The organism is Clostridium sp. Marseille-P3244 (assembly GCF_900120155.1).
Classification (GTDB): Bacteria; Bacillota; Clostridia; order Lachnospirales; family Lachnospiraceae; genus Mediterraneibacter.
The window spans coordinates 870307-888313 of sequence record NZ_LT635549.1 but is presented as its reverse complement, the minus strand read 5'-3'; the positions used below and the strand labels follow the sequence as shown (position 1 = coordinate 888313).

Annotated in this window: 16 protein-coding genes; 6 read left to right on the top strand and 10 right to left on the bottom strand. The window is 47.3% G+C overall.

Annotated features, from left to right (window positions below; all coding sequences use genetic code 11):
* The first annotated feature begins 111 nt into the window (after nucleotides 1–111).
* Together BQ7367_RS14580 and BQ7367_RS14575 are read left to right on the top strand one after the other, a co-directional pair.
* Nucleotides 112–798 carry a helix-turn-helix domain-containing protein gene (locus BQ7367_RS14580; RefSeq protein WP_072524274.1) on the top strand — a complete coding sequence of 229 codons (687 nt, stop codon included), beginning with the start codon at nucleotides 112–114 and terminating at the stop codon, nucleotides 796–798.
* Nucleotides 771–1691 carry an IS3 family transposase gene (locus tag BQ7367_RS14575; RefSeq protein ID WP_328586534.1) on the top strand — a complete coding sequence of 307 codons (921 nt, stop codon included), beginning with the start codon at nucleotides 771–773 and terminating at the stop codon, nucleotides 1689–1691. The genes BQ7367_RS14580 and BQ7367_RS14575 overlap by 28 nt, the downstream gene beginning before the upstream one ends.
* Nucleotides 1692–1860: 169 nt before the next feature.
* Here the strand turns inward: BQ7367_RS14575 and tnpA are convergent, their stop codons facing one another.
* The 3 genes from tnpA to BQ7367_RS05895 form a co-directional block, all read right to left on the bottom strand.
* A complete protein-coding gene (tnpA, locus tag BQ7367_RS05905) occupies nucleotides 1861–2331 on the bottom strand; it encodes an IS200/IS605 family transposase (RefSeq protein ID WP_072524486.1) in 471 nt (156 codons plus the stop codon).
* Nucleotides 2332–2510: 179 nt separating this feature from the next.
* Nucleotides 2511–3884: a dockerin type I repeat-containing protein gene (locus BQ7367_RS05900; protein ID WP_072524617.1), complete on the bottom strand. Its 1374-nt coding sequence runs from the start codon at nucleotides 3882–3884 to the stop codon at nucleotides 2511–2513.
* A 97-nt stretch (nucleotides 3885–3981) separates the two neighbouring features.
* Nucleotides 3982–6792, bottom strand: a complete 2811-nt coding sequence (locus BQ7367_RS05895; RefSeq protein ID WP_072524616.1) for an Ig-like domain-containing protein — start codon at nucleotides 6790–6792, stop codon at nucleotides 3982–3984.
* Between the two features lie 232 nt (nucleotides 6793–7024).
* On the opposite strand from BQ7367_RS05895, the gene BQ7367_RS14315 reads away from it, so the two are divergent.
* The gene (locus BQ7367_RS14315) at nucleotides 7025–7354 is read left to right on the top strand and encodes a helix-turn-helix domain-containing protein (RefSeq protein ID WP_159431629.1); all 330 of its coding nucleotides are present in this window, start codon (nucleotides 7025–7027) and stop codon (nucleotides 7352–7354) included.
* 13 nt (nucleotides 7355–7367) lie between these two features.
* On the opposite strand, the gene mutY is transcribed toward BQ7367_RS14315, so the two are convergent.
* The 6 genes from mutY to BQ7367_RS05865 all read right to left on the bottom strand — a co-directional run bounded on the left by mutY (nucleotide 7368) and on the right by BQ7367_RS05865 (nucleotide 13827).
* Entirely contained in the window at nucleotides 7368–9095 is a 1728-nt protein-coding gene (gene mutY, locus BQ7367_RS05890) for an A/G-specific adenine glycosylase (protein ID WP_072524615.1), read from the bottom strand.
* A 109-nt stretch (nucleotides 9096–9204) separates the two neighbouring features.
* Nucleotides 9205–10029: an amino acid ABC transporter ATP-binding protein gene (locus BQ7367_RS05885; RefSeq protein WP_072524614.1), complete on the bottom strand. Its 825-nt coding sequence runs from the start codon at nucleotides 10027–10029 to the stop codon at nucleotides 9205–9207.
* Nucleotides 10013–10723, bottom strand: coding sequence for an amino acid ABC transporter permease (locus BQ7367_RS05880; protein ID WP_072524613.1), 711 nt, complete (start codon nucleotides 10721–10723; stop codon nucleotides 10013–10015). The genes BQ7367_RS05885 and BQ7367_RS05880 overlap by 17 nt, the downstream gene beginning before the upstream one ends.
* 116 nt (nucleotides 10724–10839) lie before the next feature.
* Nucleotides 10840–11706, bottom strand: coding sequence for a transporter substrate-binding domain-containing protein (locus tag BQ7367_RS05875; RefSeq protein WP_072524612.1), 867 nt, complete (start codon nucleotides 11704–11706; stop codon nucleotides 10840–10842).
* Between the two features lie 454 nt (nucleotides 11707–12160).
* On the bottom strand, nucleotides 12161–12988 hold the full coding sequence (locus tag BQ7367_RS05870) for an undecaprenyl-diphosphate phosphatase (RefSeq protein ID WP_072524611.1): 828 nt from the start codon (nucleotides 12986–12988) through the stop codon (nucleotides 12161–12163).
* The gene (locus BQ7367_RS05865; protein WP_072524610.1) at nucleotides 12982–13827 is read right to left on the bottom strand and encodes a Cof-type HAD-IIB family hydrolase; all 846 of its coding nucleotides are present in this window, start codon (nucleotides 13825–13827) and stop codon (nucleotides 12982–12984) included. The genes BQ7367_RS05870 and BQ7367_RS05865 overlap by 7 nt, the downstream gene beginning before the upstream one ends.
* Before the next feature lie 148 nt (nucleotides 13828–13975).
* Between BQ7367_RS05865 and BQ7367_RS05860 the strand changes: the two genes are divergently transcribed.
* The gene (locus tag BQ7367_RS05860; RefSeq protein WP_072524609.1) at nucleotides 13976–15034 is read left to right on the top strand and encodes a cell wall hydrolase; all 1059 of its coding nucleotides are present in this window, start codon (nucleotides 13976–13978) and stop codon (nucleotides 15032–15034) included.
* Nucleotides 15035–15174: 140 nt separating this feature from the next.
* Here the strand turns inward: BQ7367_RS05860 and BQ7367_RS05855 are convergent, their stop codons facing one another.
* Nucleotides 15175–16446 (bottom strand): substrate-binding domain-containing protein, encoded by a 1272-nt coding sequence (locus BQ7367_RS05855; RefSeq protein ID WP_072524608.1) that lies wholly within the window; start codon nucleotides 16444–16446, stop codon nucleotides 15175–15177.
* Between the two features lie 235 nt (nucleotides 16447–16681).
* On the opposite strand from BQ7367_RS05855, the gene BQ7367_RS05850 reads away from it, so the two are divergent.
* Together BQ7367_RS05850 and BQ7367_RS05845 are read left to right on the top strand one after the other, a co-directional pair.
* Complete coding sequence (locus BQ7367_RS05850; protein WP_009244075.1) at nucleotides 16682–16852, top strand: DUF362 domain-containing protein; 171 nt, start codon at nucleotides 16682–16684, stop codon at nucleotides 16850–16852.
* A gap of 471 nt (nucleotides 16853–17323) precedes the next feature.
* Nucleotides 17324–17971 carry a helix-turn-helix domain-containing protein gene (locus BQ7367_RS05845; RefSeq protein ID WP_072524607.1) on the top strand — a complete coding sequence of 216 codons (648 nt, stop codon included), beginning with the start codon at nucleotides 17324–17326 and terminating at the stop codon, nucleotides 17969–17971.
* The last annotated feature ends 36 nt before the right edge of the window (nucleotides 17972–18007 follow it).

Genomic DNA, 18007 nt, shown 5'->3' with positions numbered 1-18007 from the left:
TAACAGAGAAGAAATATCGGTCTGTAAACCTGCAATAAACATCCACCCGCACAGTGATATGATACCCTCAAGTAGGACACAAAAATAAAAAAACCTACTTGGGGGTATTTTATGTCCAGAAAAAGTAAAATTGATGCAGCAAAAAAGGTAGAAATCGTAGAACAGTACCTGAACGGAGAACTTAGCCAAAAAGGCGCTGCAAAAATGTGCGGTGTAAATAAGCGGAGTGTTCAGGATTGGATCAGAATCTATAAGACAGAAGGACCAGAAGGTTTCCTGGCCCTTCAAACAAATAAACGGTACTCAAAAGAATTGAAATTGCAGGCAGTTCATGCGTACCTCTCCGGAGAGGGATCGTTAGATGAAATATGTGCAAGGTTCAGAATCCGACAGCATCCTCAACTATTAAGTTGGATCAAGGCGTATAATGAAGGTAAGGAATTAAAAGAACTTACCGGAGGTAGCGCTATGAAGAAAGCAAGAAAAACAACACTGGAGGAACGGATCTGCATTGTAAAAGACTGTCTTGACCATGACCGGAATTATGGAGCAATGGCCTTGAAGTATGATTGCTCCTATCAGCAGGTCCGAAATTGGGTGGAGCGGTATGAAAAGATGGGAAGTGCCGGTTTGGAAGACAGGAGAGGCAGGCGCATCGGCTCTAAGCCAAGCCGCACTCCGGAAGAAGAATTACGAGACCGTATCGCAGAGCTGGAACGTAAAAATAAAGACTTACAGATGGAGAATGACCTGTTAAAAAAAGTAAGGGAATTAGAAAGGAGGGATCGCTTTCTTTAATACATAAATTATGTGAATATCAGGCAATCAGGGAACTGTCCGAATCAAAAGGATATCCAGTCAAACAAATGTGTCGATACCTTGGAATCACTCGTTCTGCCTATTATCGCTGGCTGAGACATCCCAAAAGCGACAATGAGATCAGGAATGAACAGATTGCCGATATGATCAGGGAAATACACCGGCTGCATCCAGATATGGGCTATCGACGGATCCGAGATGAACTGGCTGTATATTATGGAATTCCTGCCAATGATAAGAGAATCTTGAGAATCTGCCGCAAAATCGGAATACAGTCATCTATCAAATGGAAGCCGAAGAGCTGTACGAAAGCAGACCGGAATCCTGCCCATATTGCGAAAAACTTTCTTCATCGGGAATTTCATGCGGACAGACCGAATGAAAAATGGCTGACAGATGTAACAGAGTTCAAATATTATATAGGGGTAGAAGTACACAAAATTTATTTAAGTGCAATCCTTGATCTGTGCGATCGCAGGATTGTCTCGTATAAGATCAGTGCTCACAATGATACTGCTCTTGTTATGGATACCTTTGATCAGGCGATAAAAGCAGAGCCTGATGCGCATCCGCTTTTTCATTCGGACCGGGGATTCCAATATACCAGTCAGGCATTTTATAGTCGGCTGAAGAAACGTCATATGAAACAAAGCATGTCCAGAGTTGCACACTGTATTGACAATGGACCAATGGAAGGATTTTGGGGAATCATAAAACGGGAAATGTATTATGGAAAACGCTTTACATCAAGAGAAGAATTGATCCAAAGCATCCAAGACTATATTGAATACTATAACAACCGACGCCTGCAGCGCAAGTTACATATAATGACACCAATGGCCTTTCATGAACTTACATTGAAGGCAGCATAAAAATACCGCCAGCCGGTTAATAGGCTGACGGAGAAAAATTTATTATTTTTCATTGTCCTCTTGACGGGTAGCACACCACAGCGGGTGGTTTTTCATTTTCGGGCATAGCCCTAATACTACTAGCCACGCACAAGTGCGTTCTCTATTGGCCTGCCAGCCACGCGCAGGATTACTTGCTACCCGTAAACGGGTCTCTCGGATCAAATAGACTAATCTGGTCCATTTCCCTATCTTGCTTTAGTTGGTTGGCTATATAACTTCTTATTGCTGCAGTGTTCTTTCCTACTGTATCGACATAGTATCCCTTGCACCAAAACTCGCGGTTTCGGTATGCAAATTTCATATTTCCGAATCTTTGAAATATCATGAGACTGCTCTTTCCCTTTAAATATCCCATGAATCCCGAAACGCTCATTTTGGGCGGGATACTCAGAAGTAAATGGATATGGTCCGGACAGATTTCTCCTTCGATTATCTCAACGCCCTTCCATTGACACAGTGTTCTAATAATTTCCCGAATTGCTTCTTTCTTTTCATTAAAAAATACTTTCCTTCGATATTTCGGAGCAAACACCACATGATATTTGCAATTCCATTTTGTATGTGCTAAGCTTTTTACGTCTGTATTTTGTTCTGACATTATACGGTCCTCCTAATGTGTTTTTATTTACGTAACTGGCAGGTCACGTTTTTATTATACACATTAGGAGTTTTATTTCTGAATACACCGCTAAAGCTTTTATGGAACCACGCGACTATCGCGTGGTTTTCTTTATACAAAAAGACGGCTCCCATCCGGGCCGCCGTCTCCTTAAAAATCTAATTATTGTTCACAAGATCGAGCAACTGTGTCAGGTCCGTCATATTCACGATCCCATCGCCACTCAGATCCGCTGCTTTAAAACGCTCTCCTGTCAGCTTTTCCTGATCTGCTATATGTTTCAGGCTAAGCGTCGCGTCATTCAGGTTCACATATCCGTCTCCGTTAATGTCACCTCTGGCATCTCCGCCTAATTTCTCAGGAGTAATGATAAAATTGCTCCAGACATTCATTAGTCCTTCTTCATCTTTCCCGAACGCGTTTTCCAATTTGTCCGTCAGATTCCAAGGTCCGTCCGCATAATTCCCGATATAGATATACGGGCTGCCTTTGACATCAAATATAATATTGTCAAGATAATAAGATCGTCCGTCTGTCTGAATCCACGTAAATGTAGTTGAGTCATCTATCGTAACAGCACACTCTTTGTCTGTGGCGGCAAACATTGGAAAAGAATTTTGCGCAGGAAATTCCAGTCTGATATCGGATTTGATAAATTCGGCTCCCGCCAGAGTGTCGATGCCATATCTCCCTTCTCCCGGTGCAGTAATATACAGTTTGCTGTCCTCTGTTTTTATATTTACATCCATACCCACTTCATGAGCCGCGTCTCCAAGGATTCCCTGGAACTGCCCCATCTCTTCGCTGTCCGCAGTAATGTTCAGTTCCGCTGACTTCAACTCAAGATCCATTCCATCGCTGCCATGGACTGCCATGAACCAGTCGTCCGCATCCATATCACCCGAATCGATATTTATTATACAGCCATCCAGGATAACTTCTGTCCTGTCGCCTACATCAGCTTGCAGTCTCGAAAAGATCATCCCGTTTCTAAGATTTGCACTTCCTACAAGATTCAGCGTTCCGCTTCCTTTAAACGTGACTTTGGCATACGATAAAAAGCCCATCAGAGCCCAGGGATTACCATCCGGCAAATCCTCTTCATAAGAGATCGTATTGTCTCCAATCAGCTCGATCGTAACCTCGTCTTGTATAGAACTGTTTCCTCTGATAAATACAGCAGCTTCATCATATTCTGTAGATCCTTTGATTTCCGCATTATTAAATGTCAGCGTATTCGTCTCCGGGGCATATGTAACACCCGGATAACTTTCACCTGTCAGCCCCTGCCAGTTTACGATCTCTTTTCCTCCGATCTGCAGCTGTTCCGGCAGATTCATATCATCTGTATCCGCCTGCTCTTCCGCTTCCGGCATATCCTCCTGACCGACAGAATGCTCGGATGCCTGCATCTGATCTGAAGGCTGATCCACCAAAAGTTCCTCCCCATATACTGACACCGGGCTTACAGTCACCAACATTGCTGCCGTTACAGCCGCCGCGGCTTTCACCCATCTGTTTTTCTTTCTCAATTTCTTCTTCCTCCTTCTCCCTTGTACTTGGCTCCTTCTATTTAGTATAAAAGCGGAACAGCCATCCGCTGTCCCGCCTTTCCTGTTACCCGGGTGATCAGAAACGTTTTCTCCTCCTTATCACCACTGTTACAGTCAACGCCGCTGCCGCCAGAAGAAGTACTGTTATATACCATCCGGCATTGACGGTATCCCCTGTCTGTACAGCTCCACCTGTATCCGTGGTTTTATCCGAGGTCTGTACGTCTTTTACTGTGATTTCCATGTGGATGGGTTCTGCTTTTCCAACCTTTGCGGTGATCGTGGCTTTTCCGGCTTTCAGCGCTGTAACCTGTCCATTCGTCACTGAAAGAACCGACGGATCCGACGTGGACCATTCAACATCTTTTGAATCTGTCGTGTCAACCGGATTGTAGAGGATATTTAATACAGCTTTCTCTCCCACTGTCATCTCACGGATCATTTTGTCAAATGCGATAGAATTCAATGGAATCTCTTTTACGTTTACTTCTGTTTCAACAGAGTATTCTGCTGTCAGATCACCGTTTCCATCTGTCGCGCGGATCTGGACCATTACCATAGTCTTTCCTTCCTTTAATCCGGTGAGACATCCATTCTGGTCAATGGAAGCGACGGTGTCGTCACTGACACTCCACAGCAGTGCAAAGTCATCCGTGATCTGCGCTTCCTCCACCAGTGAGTTAAAGTTCAGAAGTTCATTCATATACACGCTCTGTCCCTTCAGGACAGCGTCTTTCAATTCATCAAATTTAATCTTATCCCCAAATTCCTGCGTCAGATGATTTTCTTTTACTGTCACTTCCGCTGTTGTCATAACAGGTACTTTCGTCCCAGTTGTGGTCGCCGTGATCGTCGCAGTCCCCTCTCTCAGCGCTGTTACTACACCTGTCTGAGAGTCGATAGAAGCAACTGACGGGTCAGAACTGGTCCATGTAAGCGTGCGGTCGTCATCCGTATTTTCCGGAATAAAGGACACATTTTCCGGCATGGAGGTAGTCTTGCCTCTCAGGATCTCCACATCCTTCATCTCTATGCTTTCGATATGGATCGGCACGTGAATCTGACATTCCGCTGTTTTTCCGTTGGCGCTTTCCGCTGTGATCACGGCTCTGCCGCCTTTGCCTGTCGCTGTCACGGTAACGCTCTCTCCGGATGCCGTTTTATCCGGAGATACTGTAACGATACTTTCATCAGAACTGCTCCAGGTAATGCTCTTGTCGCTGTCTGTCGTATTTTCCGGCATGACCTTTGCCATCAGGGTGATTGCCTCTCCCTTTTCAATCTCTGCCGAAGCCTTGTCAAGTACTACGCCTTCCACAGGTATTTCCTCTACACTGACTGCCACTACTGCTGTAATGTCATTTGCCCCGGTCAAAGTAATATTTGCTGTGCCTTTCTTCTTCGCGGTCAGTGTCCCGGTCAGAGAATCTACCGAAACAACTTCATCGTCAGAGGATGTCATTGTCACTGTCCTGTCATCTGTCGTATCTGACGGGTCCAGTGTGTAGCCAAGCTGTGCAGACTGCCCTTTGAGCATATGTATTTCTTTCTGGTCCGGTATAATCGCTTCCAGAGGCGCATCTACCTTTACAATACACTGTTTCACAAAATTCCCCATGGTCGCGGTGATCGTCGCTCCGCCCAGAGCAACTGCTGTAATATTGCCGTCTCCGTCCACAGTCACGCTGTCCGGATCAGAAGATTCCCATTTTACACGGGTATCATCCGTAGTATCAGCGGGGATCGGAGTCGCCGTCAGCTTGTCGGATGCGCCCCGGTGAAGTGTTGTTTCTGTCTTGTTCAGCACAAAATCTGTCAGTTTGATTTCCTGCACCCGTATCTCATAATCAGCGGTCAGTTCTCCGACAGTTGCCCGGATTGTTGTACTGCCGTCTGCCTTTGCCGTGACCAGTCCGTTTCCGTCTACTTCTGCTATATCTGGATCAAGGCTTTCCCATTCTGCTGTCAGATCTCCTTCCGCGTCCTCCGGCTCCGGTACAATTGTCAGCTGCAGAGCCTGTCCTTTTTTCAGTGTATGGCGATCTTCCGGAGCAGTAATCGTTATCCCCTTCAGTGGATTGATCACCCGGACCTCACAGGCAGCGCTCAATCCATTTATAGATGCCGTTATCGTTGCAGTACCCGTCCCTTTTGCGGTAACCGTTCCGTCCTGTTCTATTGAAGCCACATTGTCGTTACTGCTTGTCCACTGAATGGTGCCGGTGCTTCCCTCCGGAGAAAGGGTAGCGGTTAATTTCCCTGTTGTCCCTTTGTCCAGTGTCATAGACGTCTGGTCCAGTGTAATACCTGTTACCGGCCTTGCCACCTGCATTCCCTCTGTCCGGTCATCGATCGCAAAGCTCATCATCCCCAGATCCTTATGTCCGACCTGAATATCTTCCGGGCCATCCAGGAACTGAAAACCAAACGCTCCACCCACAGCATCTTCTTTCACTTTGAACTGCCCCGTGAGCAGCGTCCCGTCTGTAAATTCAAGTGTCTGGAAAAGATCCATGATTGACGCGGTGACTCTTACCCCTTCAACTTCTCCTGCTCCCGCGGACATTCCCGTCGGGACGGCGCTTCCGGTGGTAAAGGCCCAGTCTCCCCTTTCGTTTCTCACGGGCTCGACAACATCCGCATCATAATTAATCTTAAATACAATGCCATAGATGCCGCTGTACCCCTGGGTTCCTTTCATATCCACGGTCAGCGTGATAATATCTCCCGGCTTAACTTCTTTTTTGTCAGTTGTGACCGTAAATGTTATCCCACTGTCCGGATATTCCGCTGCCTGTGCTGTCGGTACTGACATCCCGCCTATTCCCAGCATCATCACAACTGCCAGGAACAGCGCGATTCCTTTTCTCAGACCTGCTGTCTTCATTATTTATGTAACCTCCTCAATTATATATTTCCAATATTTTCATCTTTTCTAATCAATTATAATTCCTGGCATCACGTAACCGTTATGAGCTCCTCAGATATTTTTTAACCCCTGTTGGTTCATATCTCTTTTCATATCCGGGTTTTAATATTCCAGAATATAACAAAAAACTCAGAGAAACAACGTTCCTGACAGTTTCTCTGAGTCATTAATGAAAGGAATGACTACAACTATGGCAGTAACAGATAATGTCCTGATCGGTGAACGGATTAAAAAGCAGCGCCTTCTAAACGGATACTCCCGGGAAACCCTGGCAGAAATGGCCGGTATCACTCCACGCTTCTGTTATGATCTGGAGCTGGGTTTAAAAAGTATGTCTCTGGCCACACGCGCGGCTGTCCTCTTCTCTCAATGTCTCCGCCGATTATCTTCTCTTTGGGACCCAGGAAAAAGAGGGCAGATATTATCCCGCCATCCGCCTTCTGACCACCTGCCCTCCTTCAAAACTGGAACATCTGGAGCAGATCATCTCCCATTACATCCAGGCCGTAAAGCCGGATGAATAATCCTTCGGTTCAGACCGGCCGATATGCTTCAAACGCGGACGGCATAGGATAATGTTCTTCCAGTTCCCTGATATCCGCAAATATAAGCGTATCCTGCGCCATATTGCGTTCCAGCTCGTCCACCATGATCTCATAGCCGATCATATGCCATTCTACATGGCTGAAAATATGTTTCGCGCTCCCAAGTCTCTTAACCCGGACCGGCATGAGTCCAAGTGATTTCGCGTAATCCACTGCCTCGGACTGAGTCAGGCAGCCTTCCACTCCCGGGAATTCATACAGCCCTGCCAGCATTCCGCAATCGGGCCGTTTTTGTATCGCGGTCTTTTCGTTGTCCCGGAAAATAAAGATCGTACGCTGTTCAACACGCCTTTCCCTGCCCTTTGACTTCACAGGGAAGTCCGTCTCTCTCCCCTGCCGGTGCGCCAGACAGATCCCGCTCACAGGGCATTCCCCACATCTGGGTTCTCCGTTTGGCACACACACAACAGCTCCCAGTTCGATCAGGCCCTGATTGAAATCTCCGGGAGAATCCTCAGGGATCACTTCTTCCACCATTTGCTCTATCCTGGTCTTTGTCCCAGATTTTGCAATATCATCTCCGTCCGCAGTAATCCTGGTTACCACACGCAGTACATTCCCGTCCACAGCAGGCCTGCGTATCCCATAAACAAATGAGCTGATGGCTCCTGCAGTATACGTACCGATCCCCTTCAGAGTTAAGATTTCCTCATATGTTTCAGGAAATTTTCCCCCGTATTTCTCCATAATCTGGCCGGCAGCTTCCTTTAAATTTCTCGCCCGGTTATAATATCCCAGTCCTTCCCACAGCTTGAGTAGGCGGTCCTCCGGAACCTCTGCCAGCGCCCTGACATCGGGAAGTTCTTTTAAGAAACGTTCGTAATAGGGTTTCACCGCTTCCACCCGGGTCTGCTGCAGCATGATCTCCGATATCCACACTTCATAGGCGTTCATCCTGCGCCTCCACGGCAGATCTCTTTTGTATATCCGAAACCATTCGACAACAGGCCTGACAGCCTCTTTCATACGGGGACTGAGAAGGACCACATCAACAGGTTCTCTTACCGTAATCCGCTCCGGTTCTGCCTGGCAGTCATACGCCAGGATATTCACCCCTGCCTCTTTTGCTTTCCGAAGCGCTTCCGCGAATGCGGGATGAGTGTCCGTATTCGGGGTAAAATATTTTACACCCTGCATCTGGATTACAAAGAAAACATAGGTCTCGTATCCTTCCTTCCTGGCTCGGATCAGCTCTTCCAGATGCTTGACTGCCCGGTCGCTGGGCGCGTCGGGGAAACGGCAGACTCCATTTTCCTCCAGAGTGACTCCTTTTACCTCGATAAATACCTTTTTCTCGTCCGCCTCCACATACAGATCAAACCGGGAGTTTCCAAAGGTTGTCTCCGGACGGATCAAGGTGATATCCCGGAACAGATTCCCTTTCTCGATCCATTCCCGGACAATCAGATTTGGAACCTGGGAGTCCATATTGATCAGACGGTCCCCCTTCTCCACGGCTATCAAGTCCCACTTTGTCTTTCTGGCAGGATTTGCGCTCTCCTGGATATAGATCACAGCTCCCGGTATGAGAAGCTCCGCGCACCGTCCCGTATTCTTTACATGGACAGTCTCTCTCCTTCCATCTACATCGGCATAGGCGATAAAGCGGTTTGGCCGCTCAAGAAACAAAGCTTTTCTGATTCGTTCATAGTTCATCTTACTTTTTCTCCTGTCTTCCGTCTTCCCTGTGGCAGCACTTCTCCAAAACAGACAAATACGCCGGCCTGCGATACAGTTCCGGCGTATACTTGTTCTTTCTTTTCCCTTACAGGATCTTTGACAGAAACTCTTTCAGCCTCTCATCCTTCGGGTGATCGAAAAATTCCTCCGGAGGAGCTTCCTCCAGGATCTGTCCGTCATCCATAAAGATTACCCTTGTTGCAACCTCCCGGGCAAATCCCATCTCATGGGTTACGACCACCATCGTCATCCCTTCCATAGCCAGCTTCTTCATCAGTTCCAGCACCTCGCCGACCATTTCGGGATCCAGTGCTGAAGTGGGTTCGTCAAACAGGATCACATCCGGATTCATGGCAAGGGAACGGATGATCGCGACTCTCTGCTTCTGACCGCCGGACAATGTAGACGGATATGCGTCCGCCTTGTCATCCAGACCGATCCGTTCCAGAAGATCCAGAGCCTGCTGTTTTGCTTCACTTCTGATCTGCTCCTTGGTCACAGTAACAGGGATCAGTTCTTCCTTATTACTGCGGAACATATTTTTAAAACGTATGGCCCTGTTTTTCCTTTTTGCCTTCTTGAGATCCTGGCATCTTAAGTATGCCGGAGCCATCATCACATTCTGTAGAACTGTTTTATTATTGAACAGATTGAAATGCTGGAATACCATCCCCATATGACGTCTGTGCAGGTTGATATCCACTTTCATATCCGCAATATCCACACCTTTGAAGATAATGCTCCCCTCTGTAGGATCTTCCATACAGTTCAGACAGCGCAGGAAGGTACTCTTTCCGGAGCCGGAGGGCCCCAGCACAGCCAGGATATCGCCCTTATTAATCGTGATGTTGATGCCCTTTAATATCTCAAGGTCACCGAAGCTTTTCCTAAGATTAATTACGTCTATCACTCTTCTTCAGGCTCCTTTCCAACAGTTTTATAAGCAGGGTAATCAACAGTACAAGCGCAATATAGATCAACGCCATCACCAGATACGGCACCATAAACTCATAACTGTTGCTTCCTATGTAATTGAACGCCACGTACAGATCCGCCGCTCCTACGAAACTTACCACTGACGTTTCTTTGATCAGAGATATGAACTCATTTCCCAGCGTCGGAAGAATATTTTTTACGGCCTGAGGGATCACAATCTTAGTCATACTGGCACCAAAACTCAGCCCCACTGCTCTTCCCGCTTCCATCTGCCCAGGATCTACAGACTGGATCCCGCTCCGCATGATTTCAGAAATATAGGCGCCGCTGTTGAGTCCGAAGACAAGCATGGCCACCTGTACCCCTGTAATATTCCATCCGATGATGGGAAGAAGTACATAATAAAATACAAGAAGCTGTACCACCATCGGTGTTCCGCGGAACAAAGCGACATAAAAGCTGCAGATGCCGTTCAATACTCTCGGGAGCCTTTTATATTTGGGCAGAACCCGCACTGTCGCGATGACCGTACCGATCAGGATACCGATGATCAGACCACAGACCGCGATAAGCAGTGTATTCTGGAGTCCCTCCACCACTCTTACATATCCGTTCTGATCCACGAATATCTCTATAAATTTATCTACCTTTCGACTAAAATCGCCCATTGTCTTCCCTTCTCATGAAAGTGGAAAATGCGGGCATCCTTGACAGGTTTTTCTTTTTCCCACTGATGCCCGCATTTTCCTCCTCTGTCTGAATTCTGCTTTTATCTGTCTACTGATTACTGCATCTCATTGATAGACTCTGTGATCGCTTCTGCCGGAGCAGCGTCGATGATCACATATTTAATGTTCCCGTTGAGCATATCCTGGACCGCAAGAGAACCGTTCTTGTAAGTCGTACATGTTGCAGGAAGTCCCGGGAAGCCCCAGTCTTCGTCGCCTTCAATATAATAGTTGGCTGTTGTTCCCTGCTGTACGCCGATCTGATCATCCTCAGTAAGTTCATTCAGCTTCTCCACAACCTCATCCGCAGTCGTGCAGTCATCAAATGTTGTATCATCGCTGGGAACTACCAGGCGCTGAGAAGCCTCATAGTAAGGATCAGAAAATGTCACATACTCTTCCCTCTCCGCATTGATCGTCAGTCCTGCCATCGCAATATCACATTTATGCTGGCCGACAGACAGGCATACCGCATCAAAATCCATATTTTGGATCACCAGTTCCTGTCCAAGCTCCTCTGCCAGAAGCGCGGCAATTTCCATATCGATACCCACAAAAGCCTCTCCTTCTGTATATTCAAAAGGCTCAAACGCCGCGTTCGTAGCTACTACAAGCTGGTCCTTTGACTCGTCCAAAGCCGCGGACTCTACCGCCTCCGGCTCCCCGCCGCCAAAATATTTGTCACAAATCTCATCCAGGGTTCCATCTTCTTTGATCTTGCCAATAAAGGAATTTACCTTCTCCAAAAGCTCCGGCTGATCTTTGTCCACGCCGAACGCATACTCCTCTTCGGTAAGATCAATATCGATCACCTTTGCTGTTTTACTTCCGCTGCCGCCCTCTTCATCGCTGTTTCCGCCGCATCCTGCAAGCACGCCCGCAGCAAGAACCGCACTTAAAGCCACCGCTAAGAACTTTTTCATAATTCGATTCCTCCGTTTCTCTCTCGTTTTGCATAATCATACAGAATTTCTTTATAATTTTAACACGTTTTACACAAATTGCAACTGTTTCTTGCATCTTCCAGTTCCCGCACCGTCAGCAGAACGGACGCTTTATGCTTGCATAAGAAGCGGACGGACTCTGACGGTGACGGGAGCGCCTCTTCATGAGCAAAGTCGCGGCGCAGCCGCAATCAGCACGTAAGTGCGGCTTTGCGAATGGCGCTCCGGGAACTGGAATCCCTTCTCCCCGCACCGTCAGCAGAACGGACGCTTTATGCTTGCATAAGAAGCGGACGGACTCTGACGGTGACGGGAGCGCCTCTTCATGAGCAAAGTCGCGGCGCAGCCGCAATCAGCACGTAAGTGCGGCTTTGCGAATGGCGCTCCGGGAACTGGAATCCCTTCTCCCTGCACCGTCAGCAGAACGGACGCTTTATGCGAGCAACGCCCGGATACCGAAAAACAGTATTACGATCACTCCGAGTATAATCCGGTAATATCCGAAAACTTTAAAGTCATGATTCCTTATGTATTTCATTAAAAACTTGATAGCAACCACTGATACAAGGAACGATACTGCCATTCCCACTAAAAGCACGGCAACCTGCATTCCGGTGAAATGGAAGCCAAACTTAAACAGTTTCAAAGCACTGGCACCGAACATAACCGGAATTGCAAGGAAAAAGGTAAATTCCGCCGCTACACTTCTGGACACTCCGAGAAGCAGCGCGCCTACGATGGTCGCTCCGGAACGGGAAGTTCCCGGTATCAGAGCCAGCATCTGAAAAACTCCGATAATGAGAAGCATAGGCACTGTGAGCTGAGAGATCCGGGTTACCTTGGGTTCCTTTCCTTTCTGGTAATTCTCGATCACGATAAAAAGGATACCATAGAGAATAAGCATTAGTGCCACAACATACCAGTGGTATAGTTTTTCATCTATTATATCATTGAACAAAAGTCCGATGATCCCTGCCGGGACGCATCCGATCAGCACCTTGATCCAGATCTGCACAGTCATCATCTTCTGTTTCTGTGTCTTCCTGGGCGAGAAAGGATTCAGCTTATGGAAGTAGATCACAATCACCGCCAGGATGGCCCCCAGCTGTATGACCACTTCAAACATTTCCATAAACGCGTCTCCCTGATCCAGCTTCAGGAGCTGGTCAAGAAGAATAATATGCCCGGTGCTGCTGATCGGCAGCCATTCTGTAATTCCTTCTACAATACCAAATATTATTGCCTTTAAGATCTCTAACATGCTCTTCCTCCTCTGAGAACCAATTTTTCTATCACATGCGCCACGCCCTCTTCTTCATTTGTCAACGTGATATAATCCGCTGCCGCTTTAGCCTGTTCCTCGGAATTGCCCATAGCAATGCCCACTCCGACCTTCCGCAGCATAGCGGTGTCATTGTCTCCGTCTCCAAATGCCATAATCTCTTCCCGTGTGATTCCCAGTCTCTTTCCCAGCCTTACCAACCCGGTACCCTTATTTACTCCTGCCGCGTTAATCTCGATATTATAGCTGAGCGATCCGGCCAGTTCCAGACCGCCTGCAACTTCCAGATCCTTCCATGCCTTCTTCCGTTCTTCCATATCCGCGAACAGGGCCTGAACTTTATCAAGTCCTCTGTTTTCCTGATCCAGCAAGGCAAATATATCATCCACGGGAATCCTGGTTTTCCTCATATATTCCCACATATTAGGATTTTTGTGATATTTCTGCACCTGCTGCATCTTATCGGCCGGCGCGTAACCCTGTCCATCAAAATAGATCTCTTGTAATGTATCATATTTTCTGCATATTTCCAACGCTTTTTTCGCGTCTTCCGGCGGCAGGAGATGTTCTTCAACCAAGCTTTCGTCAGAGGTGTCTATAATACGTGCCCCGTTTGATGTCAGCGCATATCGCATGCCCGGGAAATTTCTCAGTTCTTCCGGCACACCCTTCCACGGGCGTCCGGTAGCCACAAGAACAGTAATTCCCTCTGAGATGGCAAGCTCCAGCGCTCTTTTTGTCCGGGGTGTCAATTCTTTTTTATCATTTAACAGCGTACCATCCAGATCCAGTCCGATCATTCTTATTCTATGTCTCATCACCCGTAAGTCCTCCAGCTGTCTGCCCGTTTTTAAAAATTACTGAATTTATTCTAACAGAGTTTGCCAAATAACGCAATTTATAGTATAATGATTACCCGACATTCTACTGACAGTTTATTATTGCACAGAGAAAGGAATTAAAAATATGAGAATCTACAAAAAGCGGTGGATCCAGTCAAGTATCGTTTTGATCTGTTCTCTCGCGATCATGCTCTCTGTTTTTCCTTCATCCGCAGATGACATTGAAAGCCTCGAAGGGCAGAGTTCTGACCTGGAAATCGAACTTCAGGGGATCAACGAAGAAATTGTTGCCCTGAGTGAAGAAATTTCTACCACCCAAATGCAGGTGGAAATCCTTAACGGAGAGATCGCGCGTACTTCTGACGCTCTCGCGGAAGCTGAGGCAAATGAGCAAGAACAATACGAGGCTATGAAGACCCGTATTAAATATATGTATGAACACGGAAATGCAACACTGCTTGAGATGTTGTTTTCCGCGGAAGATATGACAGATTTTCTGAACAAAGCTGACTTCATCGAAAATCTGAGTGAATATGACAGATCTGCCCTTGACAGTTTAAAAGAGATTCATCAGCAAATTGAGGACCAGAACGCGACCCTCGAAACTCAGCAGGCTTCTCTTACAGATCTTCAGGAAGAGCTGACCGCAAAACAGGCTGCGCTTCAGGCAGAAGCCGAAGCAACGTCCACGGATCTGGCCGATGTACGGGCCCGCCTGGAACAGGCGAGAGCTGAAGAAGCCGCCCGTCTGGCAGAAGAAGCAGCTTCCATAAATAACGGTTCCGGCGGATACGATAATTCTATCATTAACGGCGGCGGGATCGAAGTCTCCGCTGACGATTTAACTCTGCTGGCTGCCATCATTCAGTGCGAGGCTCGTCAGGACTATGATTCTCTTCTGGCAGTGGCGACAGTCATCATGAATCGTGTAGAGAGCCCACGTTTCCCCAACTCCATCAGCGGAGTTATCTATGCCAACGGACAGTTTGAACCTGTATGGACCGGTCGTCTTCAGGCAGTGATCAACAGCGGTCCTACGGATCTTTCTTATCAGGTCGCGCAAGACGCGATCAACGGGGCCCGTCTCGCCGCGGTTGCTGACTGTTACTTCTTTCTTTATGCCGGATCTACCAACAGACCGGGAATCAATATAGGCGGAAATCTTTTCTTCCAGAGCTGGTAACGGCTTACATGGTAAACCCATATCGGAGAAGGTATATATAATATATCAGGAGCAGGAAAAAGTCTGAGGACTTCTTTCTGCTCCTGTTATTATTTTTTACCCGTTATTTAAATTCTGCTGCGACACCAGCGATATTGCTCTTACTCATACAGCATAGACTGCACAGATTCTTCTTCCATATTTTCCTGGTCCACCCACACATATCCCGTGTCTACTTCCGCTTCATTCCCAATCTCGAGAACTGTACGGGCCGCGGCGACAACTGCAGCATATCCCATTCCAAACGGATTCTGGACTACCAAGCCGTCGATCTCGCCGTCCTTAAGCGCTTTTATCTGATCTTTTCCAGCGTCAAATCCCATCAGAACAATATCGTCATCTGTCTTATCCATGTTGCTGAGCACTTTTGTACCAAGCATGACAGCATCTGCGTTTGTTCCAAAACATCCTCTCAGTTCCGGATGCTTTTCCAGGCGATATGCTACCGCGTCTTCATCGCTCATACTCTCGGCAAGTGAAGCGATATCTTCCAGCTTAGTCCTGGCTTCTTCAGAAAGTTCTCCGGCTTCGGTTCCTTCTTCCGTTCCGGAAGCATCTCCCTCCCCCGCTGCCGCTGCTGTCCATGCTTCAAGATCTTCCTGAGAGACTCCCAGTTCCTCTGCCGCTGCTTCCCGTTTCGCCTCTTCAAGCTGATCCATGTAGATTGTCTCAACAATAGTTACCTGAGGATGTCCGGATTCAATTTCCTCCCGAAATGCTTCTGCCCGATCTGCCGCGTTTCCGGACACTGAATCCTGAACTATAAGAGCGACCTCACCGCTTTCTCCCATGGCAGAGCAAAGCTTTTGAGCCCCGGTGGCCGCTGCCTCTGCATTGTCCGTCATACACGTACACTGAATGCCCTGATAGCTGTTTCCCGAATCAAACGCAACAATAGCAATATCATTCTCTGTAGCAAGATCAAACTGCACTGCAGAAGCATTTTCGTCGATACTGGCAATAGCGATCACATCCGGATACCGGGCCAGCTCCTCATCAAGAATATTTACCTGTTCATCAATATCCTCCCCGTCGGACGGCGCATTGAACAGCACTTTAATTTTGTCTTCTCCGGTATATCCGAGTTTCTCATTGATATCATCCGCCGCCTGCTGTACACCCGCTTTAACCTGTTCCCAGTAGGCTGATCCTTCTTCTTTACCGATAACGGAAATATAGGTTCCCGGCTCAAGATCAAGGTCATCTATACTGGTATAAACCGCCGGAGATACAGCGTCAAGATTCGCCTGATATGCCGGTACCTCGGTCGCTTCGCCGGTAAATACACTGTCTTCTTCCGGAGAACTGCAGGCACATACCCCCATAGACACACAAAGAAAAAGGGACAGTCCTGCCGCAAATTTCTTATCCATTTTATTTATGCCTCCATAATATACAGGGCCGGCTCTGCCTCCCTGTAGATATTTTTACATTATTTTTAATCATACACCAAATTCAGGAAAAAGACAGTGAATTTTTCTTGAAATTTCAAAAATGTACTAAATTTTGAGCATGAAAATCCCTTGTATAATGCGTTTTAATGTATTAAAATAGGAATACGAAGAGGACAGACCCTCTTTCGGAAATTATAAAAGGAGGATACATACTATGGCACACGTAATTAGTGATGAATGCGTAAGCTGTGGTTCTTGCGAAGGTGAATGTCCGGTAGGCGCTATCTCCGAAGGCGATGGCAAATATGAAATCGATGCTGATGCCTGCGTAGACTGCGGAGCATGTGAAGCTGCCTGTCCTACAGGTGCTATTTCAGCAGAGTAATGATATAAAATCGCAAAGTGATCACACGCAGAAGGCACCGTCCCACAGAGGGACGGTGTTTTTCTTCTTCCGCGTTCTCCCTACCTTCCTCTCATGCCAGCTCGACTCTGCTGTCGCAGTCTCTCGCTGATGGCTTCCGCCTCTTCTCTCCACTCATGCCAGCTCGACTCTGCTATCGCAGTCTCTCGCTGATGGCTTCCGCCTCTTCTTTCCACTCATGCCAGCTCGACTCTGCTCCCGCAGACTCTCGCTGATGGCTTCCGCCATATGCAGGAGAGCAGCCCGGCTGTTATCTGCAAGCAAGCTTGCATAACAGCCGGGCTGCTCTCCTGCGCATGAGTGGAATTGTAACAATTTGACGAACGATTGTGTCTGTATGGGGGAATGGCTTATGCTATAATGTTCTTAAAGCTGAGATATGTAATGGCATGTCTGAACTTAAGAGGTTAGAATAAGGAGGTATAAATATTAATGGGTCAGGTCAGATTTATGATTTCCGAAGCCGCCAAGCAGGTTGACGTGGAAGCCCATGTCCTGAGATATTGGGAAGAAGAGCTCAGCCTGAATATCCGGCGTACGGAAATGGGCCATCGATATTATACAGATGATGATATCCAGCTTTTCCGCTGTATAAAAAAACTCAAAGATGAAGGGATGCTCTTAAGGGATCTGAAACCTCTTATCAAAGAACTGGAAGAAACACGGCTGAAGCTAAAAGCCGCAGATCATAAAGCCGGATCTGAAGCTTGTACGGCTTCCGGTCTGACAGTCAGCCCGGAAAGAGATGTTAAAAACGTCAAGGGAAAACTTTCCGAAACACCCCCCTCCTCCAGAGGTGATATCATGATCCCTCTGAACAGCGTTGACCAGATGCGTTCCTTGATCGGCAGTGTATTCCGGGAAATTCTGAATGAAAACAACGGGATACTGAAAAAAGACATCAGCAGCACTGTTGCCACTGATGTCATTCATGAAATGGATTTTCTTCTTCAGGCAAAGGAACGCCAGCAGGAAGAGCACTTCCGGAAATTGGACACGCTTATCCGCCAGCAGCAGTCCTCCCGAAAGGAAACTGCCAAGGGCGGACCTATCATGAAACTCAGGAAAATTTTTACATAATTTCTGTGCATAAACCTCTGAAACAGCGACTGAACA